General features: G+C 36.7%; 19 protein-coding genes, 2 tRNA genes, 2 rRNA genes and 1 riboswitch (1 of these 24 cut by a window edge). Of the genes, 13 read left to right on the forward strand and 10 right to left on the reverse strand.

Annotated features, from left to right (window positions below):
* The 4 genes from STA7437_RS01905 to STA7437_RS01920 form a co-directional block, all read right to left on the reverse strand.
* A 23S ribosomal RNA gene (locus tag STA7437_RS01905) occupies positions 1 to 977 on the reverse strand (it extends 1,849 nt beyond the left edge of the window).
* A 175-nt stretch (positions 978 to 1,152) separates the two neighbouring features.
* A tRNA-Ala gene (locus STA7437_RS01910) sits at positions 1,153 to 1,228 on the reverse strand.
* Positions 1,229 to 1,314: 86 nt separating this feature from the next.
* Positions 1,315 to 1,388 (reverse strand) — tRNA-Ile (locus tag STA7437_RS01915).
* Between the two features lie 125 nt (positions 1,389 to 1,513).
* A 16S ribosomal RNA gene (locus STA7437_RS01920) occupies positions 1,514 to 3,006 on the reverse strand.
* The 16S and 23S rRNA genes sit together here with 2 tRNA genes alongside, the layout of an rRNA operon.
* Before the next feature lie 337 nt (positions 3,007 to 3,343).
* Here STA7437_RS01920 and glyQ point away from each other — a divergent pair.
* The 12 genes from glyQ (at position 3,344) to STA7437_RS01980 (ending at position 17,251) form a co-directional block, all read left to right on the forward strand.
* Entirely contained in the window at positions 3,344 to 4,219 is an 876-nt protein-coding gene (gene glyQ, locus STA7437_RS01925) for a glycine--tRNA ligase subunit alpha (protein ID WP_015191679.1), read from the forward strand.
* Positions 4,220 to 4,459: 240 nt separating this feature from the next.
* A complete protein-coding gene (locus STA7437_RS01930; RefSeq protein WP_015191680.1) occupies positions 4,460 to 5,215 on the forward strand; it encodes a response regulator transcription factor in 756 nt (251 codons plus the stop codon).
* Positions 5,216 to 5,331: 116 nt separating this feature from the next.
* Positions 5,332 to 6,711, forward strand: coding sequence for a sensor histidine kinase (locus tag STA7437_RS01935; protein WP_015191681.1), 1,380 nt, complete (start codon positions 5,332 to 5,334; stop codon positions 6,709 to 6,711).
* A 69-nt stretch (positions 6,712 to 6,780) separates the two neighbouring features.
* Positions 6,781 to 7,449: a phosphate signaling complex protein PhoU gene (gene phoU / locus STA7437_RS01940; RefSeq protein ID WP_015191682.1), complete on the forward strand. Its 669-nt coding sequence runs from the start codon at positions 6,781 to 6,783 to the stop codon at positions 7,447 to 7,449.
* Between the two features lie 402 nt (positions 7,450 to 7,851).
* Positions 7,852 to 9,438 carry an iron uptake porin gene (locus tag STA7437_RS01945; protein ID WP_015191683.1) on the forward strand — a complete coding sequence of 529 codons (1,587 nt, stop codon included), beginning with the start codon at positions 7,852 to 7,854 and terminating at the stop codon, positions 9,436 to 9,438.
* Positions 9,439 to 9,650: 212 nt separating this feature from the next.
* A complete protein-coding gene (gene pstS / locus STA7437_RS01950; RefSeq protein ID WP_015191684.1) occupies positions 9,651 to 10,739 on the forward strand; it encodes a phosphate ABC transporter substrate-binding protein PstS in 1,089 nt (362 codons plus the stop codon).
* A gap of 264 nt (positions 10,740 to 11,003) precedes the next feature.
* The gene (locus STA7437_RS01955; protein ID WP_015191685.1) at positions 11,004 to 11,534 is read left to right on the forward strand and encodes a LabA-like NYN domain-containing protein; all 531 of its coding nucleotides are present in this window, start codon (positions 11,004 to 11,006) and stop codon (positions 11,532 to 11,534) included.
* A 121-nt stretch (positions 11,535 to 11,655) separates the two neighbouring features.
* A complete protein-coding gene (locus STA7437_RS01960) occupies positions 11,656 to 13,263 on the forward strand; it encodes a 2-isopropylmalate synthase (RefSeq protein ID WP_015191686.1) in 1,608 nt (535 codons plus the stop codon).
* Positions 13,264 to 13,454: 191 nt separating this feature from the next.
* Positions 13,455 to 15,476 carry an excinuclease ABC subunit UvrB gene (uvrB, locus tag STA7437_RS01965; protein ID WP_015191687.1) on the forward strand — a complete coding sequence of 674 codons (2,022 nt, stop codon included), beginning with the start codon at positions 13,455 to 13,457 and terminating at the stop codon, positions 15,474 to 15,476.
* 90 nt (positions 15,477 to 15,566) lie between these two features.
* Positions 15,567 to 16,070 (forward strand): DinB family protein, encoded by a 504-nt coding sequence (locus STA7437_RS01970; RefSeq protein WP_015191688.1) that lies wholly within the window; start codon positions 15,567 to 15,569, stop codon positions 16,068 to 16,070.
* Between the two features lie 77 nt (positions 16,071 to 16,147).
* Positions 16,148 to 16,924, forward strand: a complete 777-nt coding sequence (locus STA7437_RS01975; RefSeq protein ID WP_015191689.1) for an HAD family hydrolase — start codon at positions 16,148 to 16,150, stop codon at positions 16,922 to 16,924.
* Positions 16,925 to 17,059: 135 nt separating this feature from the next.
* Positions 17,060 to 17,251 carry a DUF4236 domain-containing protein gene (locus STA7437_RS01980; RefSeq protein WP_015191690.1) on the forward strand — a complete coding sequence of 64 codons (192 nt, stop codon included), beginning with the start codon at positions 17,060 to 17,062 and terminating at the stop codon, positions 17,249 to 17,251.
* A 137-nt stretch (positions 17,252 to 17,388) separates the two neighbouring features.
* On the opposite strand, the gene STA7437_RS01985 is transcribed toward STA7437_RS01980, so the two are convergent.
* A complete protein-coding gene (locus STA7437_RS01985; protein WP_015191691.1) occupies positions 17,389 to 18,276 on the reverse strand; it encodes a YihY/virulence factor BrkB family protein in 888 nt (295 codons plus the stop codon).
* Positions 18,277 to 18,469: 193 nt separating this feature from the next.
* Between STA7437_RS01985 and STA7437_RS01990 the strand changes: the two genes are divergently transcribed.
* Positions 18,470 to 18,895, forward strand: a complete 426-nt coding sequence (locus STA7437_RS01990) for a hypothetical protein (RefSeq protein WP_015191692.1) — start codon at positions 18,470 to 18,472, stop codon at positions 18,893 to 18,895.
* Between the two features lie 57 nt (positions 18,896 to 18,952).
* Here the strand turns inward: STA7437_RS01990 and STA7437_RS01995 are convergent, their stop codons facing one another.
* From STA7437_RS01995 to STA7437_RS02010, 5 genes are all read right to left on the reverse strand, one after another.
* Entirely contained in the window at positions 18,953 to 20,296 is a 1,344-nt protein-coding gene (locus STA7437_RS01995; RefSeq protein ID WP_041619091.1) for an ArsB/NhaD family transporter, read from the reverse strand.
* 383 nt (positions 20,297 to 20,679) lie between these two features.
* A riboswitch (cyclic di-AMP (ydaO/yuaA leader) is annotated at positions 20,680 to 20,813 on the reverse strand.
* Between the two features lie 26 nt (positions 20,814 to 20,839).
* Positions 20,840 to 20,983, reverse strand: a complete 144-nt coding sequence (locus tag STA7437_RS26415) for a hypothetical protein (RefSeq protein WP_171815437.1) — start codon at positions 20,981 to 20,983, stop codon at positions 20,840 to 20,842.
* A 37-nt stretch (positions 20,984 to 21,020) separates the two neighbouring features.
* Positions 21,021 to 22,811 carry a sodium:solute symporter family protein gene (locus tag STA7437_RS02000; protein ID WP_015191694.1) on the reverse strand — a complete coding sequence of 597 codons (1,791 nt, stop codon included), beginning with the start codon at positions 22,809 to 22,811 and terminating at the stop codon, positions 21,021 to 21,023.
* Between the two features lie 5 nt (positions 22,812 to 22,816).
* On the reverse strand, positions 22,817 to 23,449 hold the full coding sequence (locus tag STA7437_RS02005) for a hypothetical protein (protein WP_015191695.1): 633 nt from the start codon (positions 23,447 to 23,449) through the stop codon (positions 22,817 to 22,819).
* 673 nt (positions 23,450 to 24,122) lie between these two features.
* The gene (locus STA7437_RS02010) at positions 24,123 to 24,302 is read right to left on the reverse strand and encodes a hypothetical protein (protein ID WP_015191696.1); all 180 of its coding nucleotides are present in this window, start codon (positions 24,300 to 24,302) and stop codon (positions 24,123 to 24,125) included.
* Positions 24,303 to 24,673: the final 371 nt, after the last annotated feature.

Raw genomic sequence — 24,673 nt, forward strand, 5'->3', positions numbered from 1 at the left:
CCCACCGTCTTACTGGTTGTCGACTCCGAAGTATTCTGAGTTTGCCTCACTTTGGTACCGCTCTCGCAGCCCGCAGCGAAACAGTGCTTTACCCCTTCGGAGTATTTTTCAACCGCTGCGCCTCAACGCATTTCGGGGAGAACCAGCTAGCTCCGAGTTCGATTGGCATTTCACCCCTAACCACACCTCATCCGCCGACTTTTCAACGTCGGTCGGTTCGGACCTCCACTTGGTATTACCCAAGCTTCATCCTGGACATGGTTAGATCACCCGGGTTCGGGTCTACAAACTGTGACTAAAAACGCCCTTGTCAGACTCGCTTTCACTTTGGCTTCGGGTTTTCCCCCTTAACCAGCCACAGCCTGTAAGTCGCCGGCTCATTCTTCAACAGGCACACGGTCAGACGTTCAATCGTCCTCCCATTGCTTGTAGGCTAACGGTTTCATGTTCTATTTCACTCCCCTCGCCGGGGTTCTTTTCACCTTTCCCTCGCGGTACTGTTTCGCTATCGGTTACACAGTAGTATTTAGCCTTACCGAGTGGTCTCGGCTGATTCACACGGAATTCCACGGGCTCCGTGCTACTCGGGATTCAGCCTGGTTGCTTGAGCTTTCGACTACAGGACTTTCACCTTCTCTGGTGCAGTATTCAGCTGCTTCGTCTAGCTTCTGCCTTCCCGTTGTGGCTGTCCCACTACCCCAGCAGACATGTCCGCTGGTTTAGGCTTCTCCCTCTTCGCTCGCCGCTACTAAGGGAATCGCTTTTGCTTTCTTTTCCTCCAGCTACTAAGATGTTTCAGTTCACTGGGTTGGCTCGTTTCTACCTATGTGTTCAGTAGATCGTACTTGGGGTTGCCCCATTCGGAAACCTCCGGCTCAATGCTTGCTTCCAACTCCCCGGAGCGTATCGTCGGTCACCACGTCCTTCTTCGCCTCTGTGTACCTAGGTATCCACCGTTAGCCCTTTCTAGCTTGACCTGCTAGGAGCTTGTCTTGTTTTTCACGAAATAGTTTTTCTGTTTCTATTTCTACCTGCTGGTAATCTCTATGTTTTATGCAGTTTTCAAGGTGCTGTACTGGACTCAAAGCCCAGCATTCCTAGCTTATGATGCTTCAGATGCTGGATTTTTTGATTCCTGATTCGGTTTGACTCTGGTGGAGGTAAGCGGACTTGAACCGCTGACATCCTGCTTGCAAAGCAGGCGCTCTACCAACTGAGCTATACCCCCTCTTTTGATTCACCAGCTTACCATTCCACAATTTTTGGCTTTTAATTAACTTAATTGCCGATTACTGTTTCTTGTTGGCTGATAGGTGGGCCATCCTGGACTTGAACCAGGGACCTCACCCTTATCAGGGGTGCGCTCTAACCACCTGAGCTAATAGCCCATGTTCTTTCAACCGAACCAGTTACTAGTTTGAAGGCTTTAATTTTTTCCCTAGTCCGACCTTGGGATTATTTGAATCTCTACTTATTTGTGTATCTTTCAGTAGACTTCAACAGGTCTCCCTAAAAAGGAGGTGATCCAGCCACACCTTCCGGTACGGCTACCTTGTTACGACTTCACCCCAGTCACTAGCCCTGCCTTCGGCATCCCCCTCCCTTACGGGTTAGGGTAACGACTTCGGGCGTGGCCAGCTTCCATGGTGTGACGGGCGGTGTGTACAAGGCCCGGGAACGGATTCACCGCAGTATGCTGACCTGCGATTACTAGCGATTCCTCCTTCATGCAGGCGAGTTGCAGCCTGCAATCTGAACTGAGGCAGGGTTTGCTGAGATTCGCTTACTCTTGCGAGCTTGCTGCCCTTTGTCCCTACCATTGTAGTACGTGTGTAGCCCAGGACGTAAGGGGCATGCTGACTTGACGTCATCCCCACCTTCCTCCGGTTTGTCACCGGCAGTCTTCCTAGAGTGCCCAGCCTAACTGCTGGCAACTAAGAACGAGGGTTGCGCTCGTTGCGGGACTTAACCCAACATCTCACGACACGAGCTGACGACAGCCATGCACCACCTGTGTTCGCGCTCCCGAAGGCACTCTCTAGTTTCCTAGTGATTCGCGACATGTCAAGTCCTGGTAAGGTTCTTCGCGTTGCATCGAATTAAACCACATACTCCACCGCTTGTGCGGGCCCCCGTCAATTCCTTTGAGTTTCACACTTGCGTGCGTACTCCCCAGGCGGGATACTTAACGCGTTAGCTGCGGCACTGCTCGGGTCGATACAAGCAACGCCTAGTATCCATCGTTTACAGCTAGGACTACAGGGGTATCTAATCCCTTTCGCTCCCCTAGCTTTCGTCCCTGAGCGTCAGTTACGGCCCAGTAGAGCGCCTTCGCCACTGGTGTTCTTCCCAATCTCTACGCATTTCACCGCTACACTGGGAATTCCCTCTACCCCTACCGTACTCTAGTTTCACAGTTTCCACCGCCTGCCCGGAGTTAAGCTCCAGTCTTTGACAGCAGACTTGTGAAACCGCCTGCGGACGCTTTACGCCCAATAATTCCGGATAACGCTTGCATCCTCCGTATTACCGCGGCTGCTGGCACGGAGTTAGCCGATGCTGATTCCTCAAGTACCGTCAGAACTTCTTCCTTGAGAAAAGAGGTTTACAACCCAAAGGCCTTCCTCCCTCACGCGGTATTGCTCCGTCAGGCTTTCGCCCATTGCGGAAAATTCCCCACTGCTGCCTCCCGTAGGAGTCTGGGCCGTGTCTCAGTCCCAGTGTGGCTGCTCATCCTCTCAGACCAGCTACCGATCGTCGCCTTGGTGCGCTCTTACCACACCAACTAGCTAATCGGACGCGAGCTCCTCTTCAGGCGAATTACTTTTACCTTTCGGCACATCGGGTATTAGCAGTCGTTTCCAACTGTTATCCCCGTCCTGAAGGCAGATTCTCACGCGTTACTCACCCGTCCGCCACTAGAATCCCGAAGGATTCCCGTTCGACTTGCATGTGTTAGGCATACCGCCAGCGTTCATCCTGAGCCAGGATCAAACTCTCCATGGTGAACATTTTTCTCATCGCTGAGTTTTTGATGTTCTTTCCAGATTAATTTGGTTCAACTGAACTTCCTTAACCTGACTCATTGTTTAATTTAAGTGTTTATTTTAAACTAGGGCTGGTTTAATTATTTAGCCTTCAAACTATTGATTTGTCTAGGTTCGGAGCGTTGTCTCGGGACGTTTCCCTCAACCGCGCATTTACCAATATATCCACCTTCTCTTTAAAAGTCAACCCCTTTTTGCGGAAATTTTTGAAAAAATTTCAAAGTTGCTTGAGATAAGGTTTTGAAGGCAGATCGATGTTTAATTAGTTTAGTAAGTTTTGAGAGTCGTACCGAAAAATGGTTTTAAATTTTCAACAGATAGTAGCTAAGTTAAATCAATTTTGGAGCGATCGCGGTTGTTCGATTGTTCAACCATACGACACAGAAAAAGGAGCAGGAACAAAAAATCCTCATACTTTCTTGAGAGCTTTGGGACCAGAGCCTTGGTCTGTAGCTTATATTGAACCTTGTCGAAGACCAACTGACGGTAGATATGGAGAAAACCCTAACCGAGTTCAACATTATTATCAATATCAAGTTTTAATCAAGCCTTCGCCAAATAACATCCAAGAAGTATATTTAGATTCTTTGAGAGCTTTAGGAATTCATCCTGAAGACCACGATATTAGATTTGTAGAGGATAATTGGGAAGATGCAGCAGTAGGAGCTTGGGGTGCTGGATGGGAAATTTGGTTGGATGGAATGGAAATTACTCAGTTTACTTATTTTCAACAATGTGGAGGAATAGATTGTCGTCCTGTCTCAATTGAAATTACTTATGGCTTAGAAAGATTAGCTATGTATTTACAAAATGTAGATGCCATTATGAAAATTGAATGGAATGAGCAACTTAGTTACGGAGATATTTTTTTACAGGGCGAAATTGAACAGTGTACTTATAATTTTGAAGCGTCTAATCCGGAATTATTGTTGAATTTATTTTCTCTTTACGAACAGGAAGCTAAACAATTAATTGAACGAGAGTTAGTAATACCCAGTCTAGATTATGTTTTAAAATGTTCTCATACTTTCAATTTATTAGATGCTAGAGGAGTAATCGCTGTAACAGAAAGAACTCGTTACATAGGCAAAATTCGTAATTTAGCCAGACAAGTTGCTCATTTATATTTACAACAAAGAGAAAGCTTGGGTTTTCCGCTACAAAAGGTTTAGTTACTACTTACGCTAATAAATTAATTAAGCAAGTTAAATCCAAATTCACCCCGCGATCGCTTTAAACAATGATTTTTTTCTTATAGCGATCGCGTCATTCACTCAAATTTTTTAATCTCAGTAAAAATATTTAATAACACAGGTTAGAAAATAACAAATAACTTTTTACTAACAATTATCACAACACATCAAGTCAATTTTGGTGTATATGTGGGCATAGGACAATAGGACAAATTTTGTATGCTATCCTTGGACAAAACCCAAACTTCTTCTGAACCCGAATTAACTCAAAAAAACCGTATTCTTCTTATTGAAGATGAAGAGCTAATTCGCGATATGGTTGTTATAGCTTTAGAAGAAGAAGGTTATCAAGTAAAAACTGCTGCTGACGGACGAACGGCTTTAAACTTTCTGCAAAATGACGAAAAAAATCATACTAATGAATTTTTACCAGACCTCATTGTCTTGGACTTAATGTTGCCAGAGATTAATGGACTAGATATCTGTCGTCTTCTGCGTTATCAAGGAAACATTACACCTATTTTAGTTATTAGTGCTAAAGCTAGTGAAACAGACCGAGTTTTGGGTTTAGAAGTAGGAGCAGATGACTACTTAACTAAACCCTTTAGCATGAGAGAATTAGTAGCTCGTTGTCGCGCTCTTCTGCGTCGTCATCGTTACAATGTACAAACTTCTACACCAGTACAAAAATATCGAGAGATCAATTTATTTCTTCAAGAATGTCGTGTAATTGTTAGAGGGGAAGAAGTAAATCTTTCTCCCAAAGAGTTTCGTTTATTAGAATTATTTATGAGTTATCCTCGACGAGTTTGGTCGCGAGAACAATTGATTGAACAAATTTGGGGCCCTGATTTTTTAGGAGATACAAAAACAGTTGATGTTCATATTCGTTGGTTAAGAGAAAAATTGGAAAAAGACCCTAGTCAACCAGAATATTTAATTACTGTTAGAGGTTTTGGTTATCGTTTTGGCTAAATTTAATTGTCCCTAACTTGGTTTTGAAGTAGTCATTAGTTATTTGGTTGAGATTTAATAGCTAGTAATTTATCTAACAGACATTAATAATTAGAAATTGAAAGGGACTATGACTAATGGCTGCTTTAGAATTTCTGCTAGGTTTAATAATAGGTATTACCTTCTTTGCTTGGAAACAATCTCATTTTAAGCATCAATTGCAACAAATTCTTAGTACCTATTCTTCTAGGGCTGATTGGGTGAATTCTTTACCACCTATTTCTCTAATTAAAAGAGAATTAATTTATCTTAATCAACAAAAAAGACAATTAGAAGTAGAAAAAGAAGTTTGGCAAGAGCTAATTGAACAAGCACCCTTTGGTTATCTAAGAGTAGATGGAGAAAATCAATTATTGTGGTGCAACCAACAAGCAAGAGAATTATTACAAATTGATCGCTGGCAAGTTGGACAAGTTCGGCTGCTGTTAGAATTAGTTCGTTCCTATGAACTAGACCAGTTAATTGAAACAACTCGTCAATCGCAACAACCTCAAGTTCAAGAATGGGTTTATTATTTTACCCAACACGCAGCGAATGTAACACATAATGACCGAATCAAAGAATCTCTAGGGTCAACTTCATCTTCATCTCTTGCCAAAGGAGTAAAATCGATTGCTTTAGGTGGACATAGTTTTCCTCTTCCAGCAGGAGAAGTAGGAATATTTATTTTAAATAGACAACCTTTAATTGAATTATCACAGCAAAGCGATCGCGCTTTTTCTGATCTTACCCATGAATTACGTACTCCTCTTACATCAATTAGTTTAGTAGCAGAAAATTTGCTTAAACGATTACAAAATCCTGAACTTCGTTGGGTAGAACAGATGCTAAAGGAAACAAATCGTCTGATTAATTTGGTAGAAGAATGGTTAGAACTAAGTAGATTAAGAGCAGAGCCCAGTCAAATTTTAAATTATGAAAAAATTGAACTACGAGGACTATTATTTTCTGTCTGGCATACTCTTGAACCATTAGCTAATCGCAAAGAAATTAGTTTTAACTATTCTGGAGAAGCTGAAGTTTGGCTACAAGGAGATAAAGGTCGTTTAATTCAAGTATTTCTTAATTTATTCGACAATGCCATTAAACATACTCCAATTCAAGGACAAATCACCATTGAAATTGAAACACAATTAATCGATACTTCCTTATCGTCTTCTCAAATTAAAATCGATATAATTGATTCAGGAACAGGATTTGAAATTGCCGATCTTCCTCATGTTTTTAAACGACTTTATCGTGGAGATAAATCTCGAACGAGACAATCTCTTTCTTCTGAGCAAGGGAGTGGATTAGGATTAGCAATTGTTCAGGAAATAGTTGATGCTCATCAAGGTTCAATTATTGCTCAAAATCATCCTCAAACTGGTGGTGGTTGGTTACAAATCTGTTTACCTTTGTCTGCTTCAGAAAAAAAAATTGGCAATTCGGTTACAAGCAATACACTTCCTCATTAAACCTTAATATTTTCTTGCTATTACTATAAATTAGACCACTAATAATAATTTAAAATCATCAGTTAAATAGTGACTTTATCCTCTCAAGCTCATCATCCGGAACGAACTAATTTTGATCGCTCAATTAGAAGAGTGCAACAAGATGTTATGCGTATGGGTACTCTCGTAGAGGAGTCGTTTCGCCTAAGTCATCAATCTTTATTTGAGAAAAATTTAGAAGCAGCCAAAAAAATTATCTTTTTAGATCAAAGAATCGACCAATATTATCGTCAAATTGAATTAGATTGTTCGACTCTAATGACTTTAGAAGCACCTGTAGCTCAAGATTTAAGGCTTTTAAGCGCATTTATGCAATTGGTAAGAGATTTAGAGCGTATTGGTGATTATGCTCAAGATATTTCTGAAATGGCAATTAAATTAGTTAAATATCCTCCTCATACTTGTCTTAAAGAAGTTGAAGCGATGTCCGATCATGCTCAGTTGATGTTAGCTACTAGTTTAGTGGCTTTAGCAGACTTGGATCAGACAGCAGGCGCAAGAGTGAAAGAATTAGATGATGTTGTTGATGAGGCATATGAACATCTCTATGAAACTTTAGCCTACTCAAGAGATGTTAAAGGTCTAGTTGAACCAATTTTATTGTTAGGGTTAATTATCCGTCATTTGGAAAGAATGGCAGATCACGCTACCAACATTGCTCAAAGAGTTTCTTACATCGTTACTGGACAAAGAAAATAGACATCTCCAAAAATTAATTTAAAAAACAACAAAAAAAAAGTACTTAAATCAGAAATAGCTAAGTATAATTTTTAGTAGCAATGAAAGTAATCATTCAGATTCTTAACCTGAAGCTTACCAATAGTTTACTTTTTAATTAAATAATCTTTTGGAAATGCTGATGGTTAAACTGGATCTACTTTCAATCAACAACACTCAAGTGAATCTATCAATAGATAGATAACAGCGAGATTAATCGAACAGAAAATATTCGATAAATAATCTCAATAACTGTGAATTCTCTCAAGCCATTTGGCAACTATGTAGAGTATACTTGGTGATCGTTATGAGAAAACCGCGAGTTTTCCAACTATCCAATCTAAATTTTAGTGAAGATAGTCAACCTTTAGGTGTGAGGACAAAATGAATAAACTTTTCTGGAATTTACTTAAAGTAACTCCGGCTCTAATCGGTGCTTCTTTATTTACTGCCAACAGTACTTTAGCGCAAACAGTTAATGGTACTCCTGATTCAGTAGGAAATACTTTAGAGCAAATTGATCGCTACAATGAGCAAAATAGCAATCAACCCATGTCTCAGGTAACTAACGTTAATCAGTTGCGAGACGTGTCTCCCACAGACTGGGCTTATGAAGCGTTACGCAGCTTAGTAGATCGTTATGGTTGTATTGCAGGTTACCCTAATCAAACTTATCGCGGTAATCAGGCTTTATCTCGTTACGAATTTGCAGCAGGTTTAAACTCTTGCTTAAACCAAATTGAACGTTTAATAGCTTCTTCTGAATCCGTCTTAAGAGAGGATTTAGATACTATTAACCGACTCACTCAAGAGTTTGAAGCAGAACTTGCTACTTTAGGTGGTCGAGTTGACGATCTTGAAAGTCGCACTGCTTTCTTAGAAGATAATCAATTTTCTACTACTACCAAGTTAAAAGGGGAAGCAATTTTTGCAGTAGTAGATACCTTTGGTGAAGGTGATGAATCTCAAGTAACTTTAAGCGATCGCGTACGCTTAAACTTCGATACTAGCTTCACTGGTAAAGATCGTTTACGCACACGTTTACAAGCTGGTAATGTTCCCGGACTTGATGATGTAACTGGAACTGATATGGCTCGTTTAGGCTTTGACGCTAACAACGGCAATGATATCGAAATTGACGAGTTATATTACACTTCTGGTTTTGGGGAAAATATCAATTTTTACGTCGGTGCAGCAGGACTTGACTTCGACGATGTGTTTGATGTGACCAACCCATCCTTAGAAAGTAGTGGTACTGGTGCTTTATCGCGCTTTAGTCGCTATAATCCCCTTGTTTTCCGTAGTACACAGGGTGCTGGTGCTGGCGCGACAGTTGGTTTGGGAGAAGCATTAGAAATAACTGCTGCGTACTTAGTTGATGGTGGTGGTTCTGATCCATCAGAAGGCGAAGGTATATTCAATGGTTCTTACAGTGCAGCTGCACAAGTCAAATTTTCTCCGATAGAGAGATTGGATATTGCTGCCACTTACGTTCGTAATTTCCAAACTGGAGATAGCATTGACTTGAGTGGTAGTACTGGTAGCGACAACGCTCAAGACCCCTTTGGTAATGGTGCTGCGGTTGCTGCGAACAAATTTGGTTTAGGTGCGACTTTCCAGCTTGGTGAAAAATTTAATCTTGCTGGTTTCGGTGGTTATGCTACTGCTGAAGAACTAGGCAGTAATAATGAAGCAGATCTCTGGACTTGGGGTGCTAATATTGCTCTCCTTGACTTCGGAAAGGAAGGTGCTGAATTAGTAGTTGGTGGTGGTATGCCTCCTAAAGTATCTGATGGTGAAGGGATCACCGAAGACCCAGATACTTCTTATTTGATCGAAGCACTTTACAAATTCCCTCTCAACGACAACGTTTTAATTACTCCTGGTGCTTATGTGATCCTCAACCCAGATCATAATGATGCTAATGAAACAACTTGGGTTGGAGTGCTTCGTACTACTTTCCAATTCTAATTTCCTCAATAAAATCTGTTAAGAATGTTTTCTCCCCGACTGCGGTTAATTAACCAAAGTTAGGGGAGATTTCAGTTCTAAAGAGGATTTTTAAGGTAAAGTTAACCTTCTGCTTACCTAAGCTTTACCTAGGACTAATCGCAATAGCTTAAGGTTAGTATTTGCGTTAGTACACAAATCAAATATTTAAACAATTTGACGATACATTCAATATGGTTACCTTAAAATTTTCTCAAAGACAAATATGGTTAAGTCCTTTACTTGCTCTTACTCTTAGTCTGACTGCTTGTGGTGGTTCTCAAACGACTGCACCTTCTGGTGAACAAAGTCAAACACCAGCTACAGGAGGTGGTCAATCAGTATCTTTAACAGGTGCAGGAGCAAGTTTTCCTGCTCCGCTTTATCAAAGATGGTTTTCTGAATACAATAAACAAAATCCTAACGTACAAATTAGCTATCAGTCTGTAGGTAGTGGTGCTGGAGTTGAGCAGTTTACTCAAGGAACTGTAGACTTTGGTGCTAGTGATGTGGCGATGACAGACGAAGAAATTGCTCAGGTAGAACGAGGAGTTGTTTTACTTCCTATGACTGCTGGTAGTATTGTTTTGGGTTATAATCTTCCAGATGTTCAGGGATTAAAACTATCTCGCCAATTATATACAGATATTTTATTGGGTAAAATTACTAAATGGAATGATCCTGCGATCGCGCAAATCAATCCAGATTTGCAATTACCCGATCAAAACATTACTGTAGTTTATCGTTCTGATGGTAGTGGTACAACAGGAGTATTTACTAAACATCTCAGCGAAATTAGTCCTGAATGGAAAGAAAAAGTAGGGGAGGGTAAAACTGTTTCTTGGCCTACAGGAATTGGTGCGAAAGGAAACGAAGGGGTTACGGCTCAAATTCTACAAACAGAAGGTTCAATTGGCTATATTGAGTATGGTTATGCGGAACAGCAAGACATTCCTGTTGCTTCTCTAGAAAATAAATCTGGAAATTATATTGAACCTACGCCTGAGTCTGCTGCTAAAACTTTAGAAGCAGTAACTTTACCAGAAAATCTTCGGGCTTTTATTGCAGATCCAGATGGAGCAGATTCATATCCGATTGTTTCTTATACTTGGATTATGGCTTATCAACAATATGATGCCAATAAAGGCCAGGCTTTTAAAGATGTAATTAATTGGGCTTTAACTGAAGGGCAAAATTATTCTGAAGAATTGGGTTATGTGCCTTTGCCTGAACCCGTAGTGCAAAAAGTAGAAGCTGCACTAGAAACTATTAAAGTTCAATAATTATCTCAAAAAATTTTCAAATTTAATTAGGAAGTAGAGTTTTAAAATCGGACTCTACTTTTTTTTGTTTTCAGACAACAGTACAAATACTTAAGTTCCTACTAAAGTTAATGTTATTTTGCCGTTGATGTTTACAATGATTTTAGGTGCTTCAACCTAAAACTAAATAAGCCAAAATTGATATAATAATAAATTGCTATAATAGCGGTTTATACTAAAAACTCTAATTTTATCTATTATACAAATACTTAGGTATTAGTTTTTATGGATTGTCCTAATAATTGTTTGAGAGACCGTCTCTCTATTTTTGTAGACGGCAATAATATGTTTTATGCACAACAAAAAAATGGTTGGTTTTTTGATCCAAGAAAAGTTTTAGATTTTTTTACTAAAGATCCAACGGTAGTTTTAGTTAATGCTTTTTGGTATACAGGATTAAAAGATGCCCAAGATCAAAGAGGATTTAGAGATGCTTTGATTAGTTTGGGATATACAGTACGTACTAAAATTCTTAAAGAATATTATGATGATGTCTCTGGTCGTTATTCTCAAAAAGCTAATTTAGATATAGAAATTGTTGTAGATATGTTTAATACAGTTGAGCAATATGACCGAGTAATTTTATTTAGTGGAGATGGAGATTTTGAACGAGCAATTGAATTATTAAGATCAAAAAATACTCATATAACTGTTGTTTCTACGGAGGGAATGATCGCCAGAGAATTAAGAAATGCTACAGATAGATATATAGATTTAAACGATATTCGACCTTATATTGAAAAAAGTGATTATTGACTTTCACTTCTTAATCTAAATCAAAAGTTAAGATCGCAATTACTCTCAAGATAAAAAATAGAATAGCGTATAATTTTCAATAAATAATAGATTCTCCTATATTATAAGCACACATAGGGTTATGGAAACGTCACAAGAGCGCATCATTATTTTCGACACCACACTTCGCGATGGCGAGCAATCTCCCGGAGCTACTTTAAATGTAGAGGAAAAACTTACAATTGCCCGAGCTTTGGCACGATTAGGAGTCGATATAATTGAGGCGGGTTTCCCTTATGCTAGTCAAGGAGATTTTGAAGCAGTTACTAAAGTTGCTGGAGAAATTGGTACGCTAGATGGGCCGATTATTTGTGGTTTAGCAAGAGCAACTCAAGCAGATATCAAAACGGCAGCAGAAGCTTTAAAACCAGCAGCTAAAAGTAGGATTCATACTTTTTTGGCAACTTCTGATATCCATTTGCAATATAAGTTGCGTAAAACTAGACAAGAGGTGTTAGCCATTGTGCCAGAAATGGTGGCTTATGCTAAATCTTTTGTAGAGGATGTTGAGTTTTCGCCTGAAGATGCAGGAAGAAGCGATCCAGAATTTCTCTATCAGGTTTTAGAAGCTGCGATCGCGGCGGGAGCAACTACCATTAATATTCCCGATACAGTTGGTTATACTACCCCTAGTGAGTTTGGGGCTTTAATTAAAGGAATTAAAGATAACGTTCCCAATATAGATCAAGCAATTATTTCTGTTCACGGACATAATGATTTGGGTTTAGCAGTAGCTAATTTCTTGGAAGCAGTAAAAAATGGTGCGAGACAGTTAGAATGTACTATTAATGGGATTGGTGAACGGGCAGGTAATGCAGCTTTAGAAGAGTTGGTGATGGCACTTCACGTCCGTCGTCAGTATTTTAATCCTTTCTTGGGTAGACCGGCAGAATCAACTGAACCTTTAACTAAGATTGATACCAAACAAATTTATAAAACTTCTCGGATGGTATCTAATCTAACAGGAATGATGGTACAACCGAATAAAGCGATCGTTGGTGCGAATGCTTTTGCCCATGAATCTGGTATTCACCAAGATGGTGTTTTGAAGAATAAGTTAACCTATGAGATTATGGATGCCCAGTTAATTGGATTAACGGATAATCAAATTATTTTGGGTAAACATTCTGGTCGTAATGCTTTCCGTAGTCGCCTTAAAGAATTGGGTTACGAATTAAACGAGGTTGAATTAAATAAAGCTTTTGTACGTTTTAAGGATGTAGCTGATAAGAAAAAAGAAATCAGCGATTGGGATTTGGAAGCAATTGTTAACGATGAGATTCGTCAGCCTCCTGAACTATTTCGTTTAGAATTAGTACAAGTGTCTTGTGGAGATAATTCTTGTCCGACTGCTACCGTAACGGTGAGAACTCCCGCAGGAGAGGAATTAACTGATGCTGCGATTGGGACAGGACCAGTAGACGCAGTTTATAAGGCAATTAATCGAGTAGTCAATGTTCCTAATGAACTGATTGAGTTTTCAGTACAATCGGTCACTGCTGGAATTGATGCAATTGGGGAAGTAACGATTCGTTTACGTCATCAAGACCGAATTTATTCTGGTCGTGCAGCTAATACTGATATTATTGTGGCTTCTGCCCGTGCTTATATTCAAGCGTTAAATCGTCTTTATGCAGCTTTGCAAGCTAAAAATCAAGAAAATCCAACCGAGTCAGTAGTGGCTAGTTAAAGATTGATTTAGTTTTAAGTGAATAATTTTTTGTAGGATGGGTAGAGTAATTGTAAAACCCATCTTTATTTTTTAGATATTCAAGCGATCGCTCTTGCTAGCAAACTTGTCAAAACTAAGTAGCTATTATCTAGTTTTTTTATTAAATTAATCTCAAGGGCAGCCATAGTAGAATTGTACTTGAGTTATTTATGAGCGGATTTCAGCTACAAGCACCATTTCAAGCAACGGGAGATCAACCTAGTGCGATCGCTGGGTTAACTAAATCAATTCAAGCAGGTAATCGATTTCAAACTTTATTAGGTGCAACGGGAACGGGGAAGACTTTTTCTATTGCCAATGTGATTGAAAAGATTGGGAAACCTACTTTGGTTTTGGCACATAATAAAACTTTAGCAGCCCAGTTATGTAACGAGTTACGTCAGTTTTTTCCTGACAACGCAGTCGAATATTTTATTAGTTATTACGATTATTATCAACCAGAGGCATATATTCCTGTTACCGATACTTATATTGAGAAAACAGCTTCGATCAACGATGAGATTGATATGTTACGTCACTCAGCAACGCGATCGCTTTTTGAACGCCAAGATGTGATTGTAGTCGCTTCGATCAGTTGTATTTATGGTTTGGGTATGCCAGCAGAATATTTGAAAGCTGCTGTACCTTTGGAAGTAGGCAAGGAAATTGATCAACGAGAGTTATTGAGAGACTTAGTTTCGGTACAATACAATCGTAATGATATAGATTTAGAAAGGGGACGTTTTCGGGTTAAGGGAGATGTTTTAGAAATCGTTCCTGCTTATGAAGATCGCATTATTCGGATCGAATTTTTTGGTGATGAGATTGAAGCCTTGCGTTATGTCGATCCTGTCACAGGAGAGATTTTACAAAGTTTACAACGAATTAGTATTTATCCTGCCCGTCACTTTGTTACGCCAGAAGATCAATTAGAACGGGCTTGTCATGATATTAAAACAGAATTGGAAAACCGTTTAATTGAATTAGAACAAGCAGGAAAATTATTAGAAGCCCAAAGGTTAGAACAGCGTACACGCTACGATTTAGAATTACTACAAGAAGTAGGATACTGCAACGGTGTCGAAAACTATTCTCGCCATTTAGCAGGAAGAAAACCAGGCGAACCACCAGAATGTTTGGTTGATTATTTTCCCAAAGATTGGTTACTTGTAATTGATGAATCCCACGTTACTGTACCGCAAATTCGAGGAATGTACAATGGCGATCGCGCTCGTAAACAAGTTTTAATTGAACATGGTTTTCGTCTTCCTTCTGCTGCTGATAATCGTCCCTTAAAATCTGAAGAGTTTTGGCAAAAAGTTAATCAATGTATTTTTGTTTCTGCTACTCCTGGAAAATGGGAAATTGAACAATCTGAAGACCGAATTATCGAGCAAATTATCCGTCCTACAGGCGTAATTGATCCAGAAATTTTTGTTCGTCCTACCGATGGACAAGTTGATGATTTATTAGGAGAAATTAAAACTAGAATTAACAAGCAAGAAAGAGTTTTAATTACAACTCTAACTAAAAAAATGGCGGAAGATTTAACTGAATATTTCCAAGAAAGAGGTGTTCGAGTTCAGTATCTTCATTCAGAAATTAAATCAATTGAACGAATTGAAATTTTACAAGCTTTAAGAGAAGGAGGATTTGATGTTTTAATCGGGGTAAATTTGCTGCGAGAAGGCTTAGATTTACCTGAAGTATCTTTAGTAGCAATTTTAGATGCAGATAAAGAAGGATTTTTGCGATCAGAAAGTTCAATTATTCAAACTATTGGTAGGGCAGCCCGTCATGTCAAAGGTGAGGCAATTTTATATGCTGATAATTTAACCGATAGTATGGCGCGGGCAATTGAAGAAACAGAAAGAAGACGTAACATTCAGATTGCTTATAACAAAAGAAATGGTATTACGCCTCAATCTATTATTAAAAAATCTAGCAATTCAATTTTAGCTTTCTTAGATATTTCTCGTCGTTTAAATAGTGAACAGTTAGAAGAAGTTTACGAACAATCTGATGAATTACCGTTAGAAAAAATTCCAGAATTAATCGAACAATTAGAATTAAAAATGAAAGAAGCTGCTAAAAACTTAGAATTTGAAGAAGCTGCCAAATATCGGGATAGAATTAAACATTTACGTGACAAGTTACTAGGACATAATTTTTCAAAATCAACTTTTAGGTAATTTAGTTAAAATGCTATGTCTGTACAAAAGCTCAAAAGTTTTATTAATATAAAGTCTGTAGACGAACAATTAACAATCAACAGTTAACAAATGACTAATTTAAAATATTATGAAACAATGGCACAATACAATCAATGGATGAATCAAAAACTTTATCAAATTTGTGCTGATATTCCTGACTCAAAACGTAAAGAAAACTTAGGAGCATTTTTTAAATCAATTCACGGTACTCTAAATCATTTACTGTATGGCGATCTTGCTTGGATGGGAAGATTTTTAGGAAAACCTTTTACTATTACTAAAACATCAGAAGAATTATATAGTGATTTTGAGCAACTTCGTCAAAAAAGAGAAGAAACTGATTTACAAATTATTGAATGGTCAAAAAATCTTCAGCCTCAGTGGTTAGAACAACCTTTTAAATATACTAGTAATGTTGATCACCAAACTCGTATTTTACCTACCTGGTTATTAGTAACCCATATGTTTAATCATCAGACTCATCATCGAGGGCAATTAACAACATTATTAAGTCAATTTGGTTACAATCCAGGTATTACAGATTTACCTTGGTTACCAAATAATTATTTTTAAAAACTAAAAAAAGCTAAATAATTAGGATTCTACGATATGTTTATAAATATGTTACTTACTTAAATATAATTTTTTCAATGAATTTTCCTAATATTCTTGCTCTTGACTTTGATGGAGTTATTTGTAACGGTTTACCCGAATATTTTGCTACTACTAAAAAAACTTATCTTGAGATTTGGGAATCAGATAGTACAGAAAACTTAGATAAATTTGCTTCTAGTTTTTATCAACTGCGTCCTGTCATTGAAATTGGTTGGGAAATGCCTATTCTTTTAAGAGCTTTAAGATTAGGAATTAATGAAATAGAAATTTTAAGTAATTGGTCTTTAGTAGCTAAAACAATTATTGACAATGAAAATTTAAAGCCTCAAGAAATTAGCACTAAGCTTGACAGTAACCGAGACAATTGGATCAATCATGATTTAGATAGTTGGTTAGAATTACATCAGTTCTATCCTGGAATATTATCAATTTTAAAACACATAAATAATTTATCAATTGAGCTATATATCATTACTACAAAAGAAGGACGCTTCGCTCAAAAATTGTTAGAACAACAAGGAATTGACTTACCAAAAGAGCGTATTATTGGCAAAGAATATCAACGTCCCAAATATCAAACCTTAAAATTATTATTACAAGCAAGTAAATCTCCAAAAGATATTACAATTTGGTTTGTAGAAGATCGATTGAAAACTTTGGAAGTAGTACAACAACAACTAGAATTATCAACAATAAAATTATTTTTAGCTGACTGGGGTTACAATACTGAAATAGAGCGAGTAGCAGCCCGAAATAATCCTACAATCGAAGTGTTATCTTTAAAACAATTTCAACAAAAATTTGTCAATTAATTAACAACTAAAACTAAGTTACTAAATTACTTAAGTTAATTTAAGTGTAGACGCGATCGCGATTAACTGTGAATTCGGTATATTAATATTTAGTAGTATTTTTTGCTAAATTAAGCCTGTCAGGAGCAAATAGCAATGGGTTTGCGCTATCGAAAAACAGTTAAACTTCTACCAGGATTTAAATTAAACCTTACTCAAAATGGTTTGGCGAGTGTTTCCATTGGTAGTAGAAAGATTAATATTCATATTAGTCGTAATGGAATCCGAGCTAATTTAGGTTTTTTGAAAAGAAGATTGGCTAACAAAAGTAAGAAAAAATTCAATTAGCCTAGGTATGGTTTCACACCAGGTTTTTGTTGGTTATTAACTAATTTAATTAATTATTTGCACAATTTAAACCGCACAAAACTACCATGAAGGTATTTGTTGAATAGAAAAATGCGTAAGCTTGTCACCACAATAGGTTATTCAGAAGACTTATTAAGCGGAACAGCGTGTTTATTAGGAATAATTTGTGAGCCATATCTTTTAGCATAAACTTGGGTAAACTCTGCACCAAAAAACAAAATTTGAGTTGAATAATAAACCCATGCCAAAATAATTACTAAAGAACCAGCAGCACCATAAGTAGAACCAAAACTACCGCCCCCTAAATAAGCCCCTAAAATAAATCTACCAATTGAAAATAATAAAGAAGTAATAATTGCTCCAATCCAAACATCATTCCAACGAATTTTGACATCAGGAAGAAACTTATACATTAAAGCAAATAGGATTGTAGTAACTACAAAAGAAATCATAAAATTAACAACTTGCCAAATTAACTCTACTCCAGGAACTAACCCATTCAAATAATTACTAAGTGCTGATAAAACTGCACTAATAATCAAAGAAACTAGCAATAAAAAACCAATTCCTAATACTACTGAAAAAGATAAAATTCTCTTTCTAATAAAACCCCAAATACCTTGTTGTGGTCTAGCTTTTACTTCCCAAATTAAATTAAGAGCTTCTTGTAACTCAGCAAATACCCCAGAAGCACCAAATAACAAAACTACGATACTAATTGTCGAAGCAATATTACTAATATCTGGTCGATTGGCATTTTGAATTGCGGTTTCGATTACTTCTGCGCCATTAGTACCAACTAAACCTTGAATTTGTCCAACAATTTCACCTCTAGCTGCTTCTTCACCAAAAATTGCTCCAGCAATACTAATAGCAATAATCAACAAGGGGGATAAAGAAAAAATCGTATAGTAAGCGAGGGATGCTGCTAAACGGGAAGCATTGTCATCCTGCCATTCTTGCCAAGTTTCTTTTAATAATCGCCAAATAATTTTGAAACTCATTCTGATTACATTAATTGATACTTATAAGTTCTTTAACTGATAAAGAAAATTCACTAGATTAAACAAGTATCTAAAGTTAGATTCTTTTTTTCTTAAAATAATCAATTGTAATTGCTCTAAAAAATTTAATCAAAAAATTAAACTATGCCTCTAGTTTCAGATAAACTAAGCTAGATACCCTAAATAAATAACGATGTCCCAATTAGAAAGACTAGTCCTCATGGCAGAGGATGAACTGACTCAATATAGTAGTGATGCTCGCAAAATCGAAAAACTGCGTCAAAAAATTAATTTATCTGTGCCTGTAGCAGAACAAAAACAGATTAAAACAGAATTACTAGCCCAAATGCCGACTAATTTTTTAGCCAAATTAGTTGAAAATCAACGTCAAACAGTTGCCTTACCCTTTTGGGGTATTGCGGGATTAGGATTATTATTAGGAATATCTTTTCAACAACCTATAGATTTTTTAGCACCTGCAATAGCATTCCCCATTGCTTTTAACCTTCAGAAATGGGGTTGGCGACTTCAGGCGAAACGTCTAGTGATTCAGACTTTAGAGGAAATTGAAACGAGAATGAAACCCGCTACTTCTGAAACAATTACAGATAGACAATAAATATAGCACTATATATTCATCTCAGTTTTAAATTTTAAATCTGGAGTATTCCTTTAGTTACAGTAGAAAAAAGACAGTCATGTAAACGGCAGATACTAGTAATTGAGCGCCCATCACAGGTAAACCATAACGAAGAAACTTTTTAAAAGAAATTCGTCTACCGTGTAGTTCAGCAATTCCTGCTGCAACAATATTAGAAGAAGCACCTACCAAAGTACCATTACCTCCTAAAGTTGCACCAAACATCATCGCATAAAATAAAGGTAAAACTTCAACGGGTATTTGACCTGCAAAATCGGGAGATAATATTTCTGAACCAACAAAACCAACATTAACTAAATACTGTTTGAGTAAAGGAATCATTGCTACTACTAAAGGAATGTTGGGAACGACACTTGATAACAAACCAACAAAAGCAATTAGTAACAAAGAACCCAAGAAAATATTTTGACCAATTATTACTCCCAAAAATCCTGATAAACTATTGATTACCCCTGTTTTTTCTAGTCCTCCAATTAAAACGAAGACAAACATAAAGAATAGAAGAGTACTCCAATCTACATCTTGAAGAATGTTATTAACAGTATCAATTTTGGTAGATTGCGCTAACCATAAAGCTAAAGCAGCACCCATTAATGCTGTAGCAGGGGGAGGAATTGGAACAGGTAATAATTCACCAATGACAAAAAATAATAGAACAAAGCTAATAATTAATCCACCCAACATTAAGACACGAGGATGATTAATTTTTGGGTGGGGTAAATTTGCTAAGGTGTCTAGTTTTTTATTCCAGATATCTCTAAACAAAAATGGAACTAGTACTACAATAGTGCCTACTGCTAGTACTCCACCTAAACTTAAACGTGATAAATAATCAGTAAAACTAAGATTAACTGCATCTCCTACTAAAAAAGTAGCGGGATCTCCTACTAAAGTGAGTAATCCTGCACTATTTGCTACTAGTACCATCAAAACTAATAAAGGTACAAAATCAACCCCAATTTCCTCGGCAATTGGCGGAACTAAAGGAGCAAGTAACATTACAGTCGTAGCATTTGGTAAAACTGCACAAATGGGAGTAGTTATTGCCACGATTGCAAGTAGAAGTCTCTTTCCTTGTCCTTTAGCAAGGATAACCATTTGAGTACCTAAATAATCAAAAACTTTAGTTGGTTCAAATGCCCTGACTAATACCATAACTCCAAAAAATAAAGCTAGGGTAGAGTAACTTCGACTGATGTATTCTACTGCTTCTGTCAAAGTCATGATGTGAGCAAAAATTAAGACTAAGGCACCTAAAAATGCTGCAATGGTCAGATGAATCTTTTCTGTCATAATTGCTGTAATGACAGCCACAAAGGTCAAGGCGGTAACTAAAGCCGGCATAGTAGATGAAATCATATTTTCTAGAAATTAATGTAATTAAGCAGAAAGTTGACGTAGATAATTTCTACTATTGATACAGATATTGATGAGTATTAATTAACTATTTATCTCTAGTATTTTTTGTATTTACTGAACTTTTACTTGAGCTAATTTAGTTAAAAAAAATAATTAGGAGCAATAATGAAAAACTAATATAAAACAATGCTATTAAGCATAAGGTTGAGCCAAATCAAAATATAAGGCTGTTTTAAACTTAATTGGTCAAGATAATTGTTTGTGGAAGAATTTATACTTAATTCCATTGGCAATGTCTCACAATTAAGCGGTTAGGTACAAAACACAGCAGTACCAATGAGCAAAACTGATGAGTACAAGACATTGCAGAAATGTTGACTCTTCAGTCCACTCTCAATGCCTACGGAGTTAGCTGACGGACTAGAACTGAGAGTTGTTCTTTTTCACAGATTAACAATGAAAATTAGCCCCAGATTATGGTTCCCCCGTTTCTTATAAGCTTAAGTAATTAATTAAAATTAATAGCTTAAGAATTAGGCTGACTTACTGTAACTTCTTAGCAACTATAGCACAATTATTTACAATTAATAAATAACTTTTGTAACCAAGAGCGATCGCTTCTGCGCCAGCGAAGCTGACCGCACCTGCTGCTACTTCGTAGTCGCATATGTGCCTTTTGTTTAGCAAGACTGCTTTTGAAGAGATTAATAACTTGATTAAATCACTAATCTTCTAAACCTGGTCGTGACATAATTAATATTCTTTTTTTATTGAGTTGACGCAACCAAAATCCTCCAAAGACAGCACCAATCAAAGCTATCCATCCTGTCAGTGGTTGTAATAATAAAAAGCCACCAATTCCTAACATTAAACCAAATAATAATAAACTAGCTGCTACAACTTTGAGGAGATCTCTACCTAAATCTTGGGCCGATGGTAAACCAGTCCGTTCTCTTTGACGTTGCCAACCAATTCCTCCTGGACGAACTCGACGATAAAAATTATCAAGGACGGCATCAGTTTCTGGAGGAGTAAGCCACATAACAGTCAACCAAATAATCGCTGTTACCAAGGAAATAAACATTAAACGCCCACCAAAATCAGCAAAAATTTGATTAAAACCAGGAAAAACACTAGTAAATAGTCCAATACTAAATCCACCAATCATTGCTGCTAATTCGGCTGCTGCATTAATTCGCCACCAAAACCAACGCAAAATTAGAACTAAACCTGGACCAGTTCCGATCGCTATCACTAAACGAAAAACTGTGGTAATATCAGTAGCATAAAAAGCTGCGATCGCTCCTAAAACAGTTACCAATACTGAAGCTATTCTTCCTGCCAATACTAATTCAGCTTGAGTTGCATTAGGATGCAAAAAACGCAGATATAGATCGTTAGTCAAGTAAGATGCACCCCAATTAATCGAAGTAGAAACCGTACTCATAAAAGCAGCAATTAAAGAAGCTACCACTAATCCCAACATTACAGGGGGCAAAAAATCTAGCATTAATTTGGGATAGCTTAATTCGGGATCTTCTAAATCAGGATAAATAACAATTGCTACTAAAGCAACAATAATCCAAGGCCAAGTACGGATAATATAGTTCAAAATATTAAAAAACCAAGAAGCTTTTTCTGCTTCAGCTTCATCTTTAGCAGCTATTAAACGCTGTATAAATTCTCCGCCACCGTCACTACGACGAAATGACCACCATTGAACTAATAAATAAGCAGCAAACGTACTAGCAGTAATTCCTGCTGCATCATTCCAACTAAATCCTTGCCACCCTAATTGCACTGGAAAGAATGATAATACATCGATTGCAGTTGCTTGTTGAACTTGTGGTATTAATTCGGCAATACCACCCACATGATTAACTGCGTAGATAGCTACTACTACCGCACCAATTAAAGCTAAGAAAAATTGAAAAAAATCAGTTGTAACTACTCCCCATAACCCAGAAAACCCAGAATAAATCAGCACAAAGATGCTAACTCCGACTACACTCCAAATTTTAAGGTTTTCTCCAGGATTAAAGCCTAAACTTTGCCATAACTGCAATGCATCAACTACTTTAACCATAGCTAACATGGCATAACCAATTCCAATACAATTAATCGGAACTGCAAACAAAAAAGCTTTAGTTGCCCTTAAAACTGCTGCGGTTGTTCCGCCATAGCGTATCTCAGTTAATTCGGCATCGGTAACTATTTCTGAACGTCGCCAAAGTCGGGAAAAGATGTAAATTAAAACAACATGAGAGATGCCAAAACTCCACCATTCCCAATTACCAGCAATACCGCGACTAGCAACAATACCACAGACATAGAGAGGAGTATCAATCGAAAAGGTAGTTGCAGCCATACTTGTTCCTGCTAACCACCAAGATAAAGAACGTCCAGAAACGAAAAAATCAACTAAACTAGTGGCAGCACGACGAGATAAGTACAAACCTATTCCCATCGTAACTAACAAATACAATACAACGATGAGCCAATCAATTAGATGCATTGAAATTAAATATTAGTGCATTTTTGTTTAACGCGATCGATCAGTCTAAGCCTTTCTTCAGTAACTTGATCCATCTTTTCTAATAATTTTAAGATTTGCTTAGTACCAGACGAATCAGCTTTAATTTTGACACGCTCTTCAAATAAATGGGCTTTTTCAAGTAACTTTTGCGAAATTTCTTGGACTACATTAATTGATTTGCTACTAATTTTTAAATTCTGATATTTTCCTGCTTGTTCTCGTAACCTTTTAGCTCCTTGTTCGTATTCTATTTTAATAGTAAAAAGTGGAGCTACTTCTTCAATATAGCGATGCTTTTCAAATTGATAAACTTGATTTTCGTTGTGATAAATTGTTTCTAATAAAGAAGGACAGTCAAATAAATCAACATTAATATCAGCTTGAGCAATATTTTGCTTTAAACCGACCAAATTTAACCCAAAAAAAATCAAATTTACTCCAAGTACAACAATTATCAGAGAAAAAATAAAAGTTAAAACAAAGGTAATTGTAGTTACAGCTAATTTTAAATTATTATATTTGAGTTGGTAAGTATTATTTAAAATAATATCTATAAGTTTAATTAATATAAATATTACTACTAAAGTAAAAGCAAAAACTAGTACTAGGGCAAACATAATTGACCGCTAAAAATTGTTTTTCATCAAGTTTACCCATTATATCTGGACAATTTATCATTGTTTGGAGGTTACTTTACTTTGAGCAAACAATCAATCTTGGACATTAATTAATATCAAGTCCGTCTATTCTATACAAACAGAGGTATTTTGCGAAATTATTTATTGAATTTAGAATGACCATTGAGCAATCGTACTTCATCTAAAAAATTATGAAGCTTATTTTGCCTTAAGTCTAAAGTTATTCCTCAACAAACAAAACGAAGAGAGTGAAAAGATAAACTGCGGTTTTTCAGGGCTTCAGGGTAGTGAATTAAACACAAAAACAATATAGCGTTTTTGATATTGATAAGGTAAATCTCAATCAACTATTAATCATGAAAAATCAACCATCAACCCGTATCTTAAGGTGTATCTCATAGAAGCGAAAACGGTTATAAATAGTTAATTTGAAATCAAAATTGTTTACGTAAAAACAGTTAAGTATTTAAGCATAATTATTTATACATTTTAAATTTCCTCCTGCCCTCTTTCTCCTCCTGAGCGAAGCGAAGGACTACTGCCTTATCTGTACTAACTAATTAATTTTGCCCGACTACTTAATTTAACTAATTTCATCAATTAGGATTAATCAAATACTTCTCAAACATTTAATTGCTGTCAACAATAACAGCTAAACTGGCTTGCTCAAAAGCTCTGCAATTTCTAACTTCATTTCTACAGTGAAACTTGGTTGACTAACTGCTGTTATTTTGGATTGCTCTTGTCGTAAAGTTTGAATGTCTTGTTCTAAATCTCGAATATTTTTAGCCAAAATTCTAAATACTTTGGTATAAACTTTCAGTTCTGCCATAATTCCATGCCTTCAATTCTTGTTTCACAGTAAATATCCTGAAAAAGGATGTTAGAAAAAATTATTTTAACCAAGTTTATTCTGCATATGACTACTTAAGTAATTTGCACATATACAGATGAACATAAATCACAGCTATGAAGTTTTTAATTGAACTTTTTGTAATATTTTGTATATTTACTTAACTTTTAAGAATGTAAGTTATTTAACTAATGAGGCTTTACTGTTATATTTACCAAAATTTATGACCGTCAAACAATTATCGTTGAAAAATCTAAAAATTTGTCGGAGGGTCATCCATGTATAAAGGAATAACACCAACAAATTTATTGCTTTGCAGACAGTTCTATCATCTATAGCAGTACGCTTGC

Origin of the sequence: Stanieria cyanosphaera PCC 7437 (assembly GCF_000317575.1) — a bacterium.
GTDB classification, from domain to species: domain Bacteria; phylum Cyanobacteriota; class Cyanobacteriia; order Cyanobacteriales; family Xenococcaceae; genus Stanieria; species Stanieria cyanosphaera.

Coding starts and splice junctions, on each gene's coding strand:
- STA7437_RS01970 (WP_015191688.1), top strand. CDS start 15,567: ATGACTAATTTAAAATATTATGAAACAATGGCACAATACAATCAATGG.
- STA7437_RS01955 (WP_015191685.1), top strand. CDS start 11,004: ATGGATTGTCCTAATAATTGTTTGAGAGACCGTCTCTCTATTTTTGTA.
- STA7437_RS01935 (WP_015191681.1), top strand. CDS start 5,332: ATGGCTGCTTTAGAATTTCTGCTAGGTTTAATAATAGGTATTACCTTC.
- STA7437_RS01930 (WP_015191680.1), top strand. CDS start 4,460: ATGCTATCCTTGGACAAAACCCAAACTTCTTCTGAACCCGAATTAACT.
- uvrB (WP_015191687.1), top strand. CDS start 13,455: ATGAGCGGATTTCAGCTACAAGCACCATTTCAAGCAACGGGAGATCAA.
- STA7437_RS02000 (WP_015191694.1), bottom strand. CDS start 22,811: ATGCATCTAATTGATTGGCTCATCGTTGTATTGTATTTGTTAGTTACG.
- pstS (WP_015191684.1), top strand. CDS start 9,651: ATGGTTACCTTAAAATTTTCTCAAAGACAAATATGGTTAAGTCCTTTA.
- STA7437_RS02010 (WP_015191696.1), bottom strand. CDS start 24,302: ATGGCAGAACTGAAAGTTTATACCAAAGTATTTAGAATTTTGGCTAAA.
- glyQ (WP_015191679.1), top strand. CDS start 3,344: ATGGTTTTAAATTTTCAACAGATAGTAGCTAAGTTAAATCAATTTTGG.
- STA7437_RS01975 (WP_015191689.1), top strand. CDS start 16,148: ATGAATTTTCCTAATATTCTTGCTCTTGACTTTGATGGAGTTATTTGT.
- STA7437_RS01960 (WP_015191686.1), top strand. CDS start 11,656: ATGGAAACGTCACAAGAGCGCATCATTATTTTCGACACCACACTTCGC.
- STA7437_RS01945 (WP_015191683.1), top strand. CDS start 7,852: ATGAATAAACTTTTCTGGAATTTACTTAAAGTAACTCCGGCTCTAATC.
- STA7437_RS01985 (WP_015191691.1), bottom strand. CDS start 18,276: ATGAGTTTCAAAATTATTTGGCGATTATTAAAAGAAACTTGGCAAGAA.
- STA7437_RS01995 (WP_041619091.1), bottom strand. CDS start 20,296: ATGATTTCATCTACTATGCCGGCTTTAGTTACCGCCTTGACCTTTGTG.
- STA7437_RS01980 (WP_015191690.1), top strand. CDS start 17,060: ATGGGTTTGCGCTATCGAAAAACAGTTAAACTTCTACCAGGATTTAAA.
- STA7437_RS02005 (WP_015191695.1), bottom strand. CDS start 23,449: ATGTTTGCCCTAGTACTAGTTTTTGCTTTTACTTTAGTAGTAATATTT.
- STA7437_RS01990 (WP_015191692.1), top strand. CDS start 18,470: ATGTCCCAATTAGAAAGACTAGTCCTCATGGCAGAGGATGAACTGACT.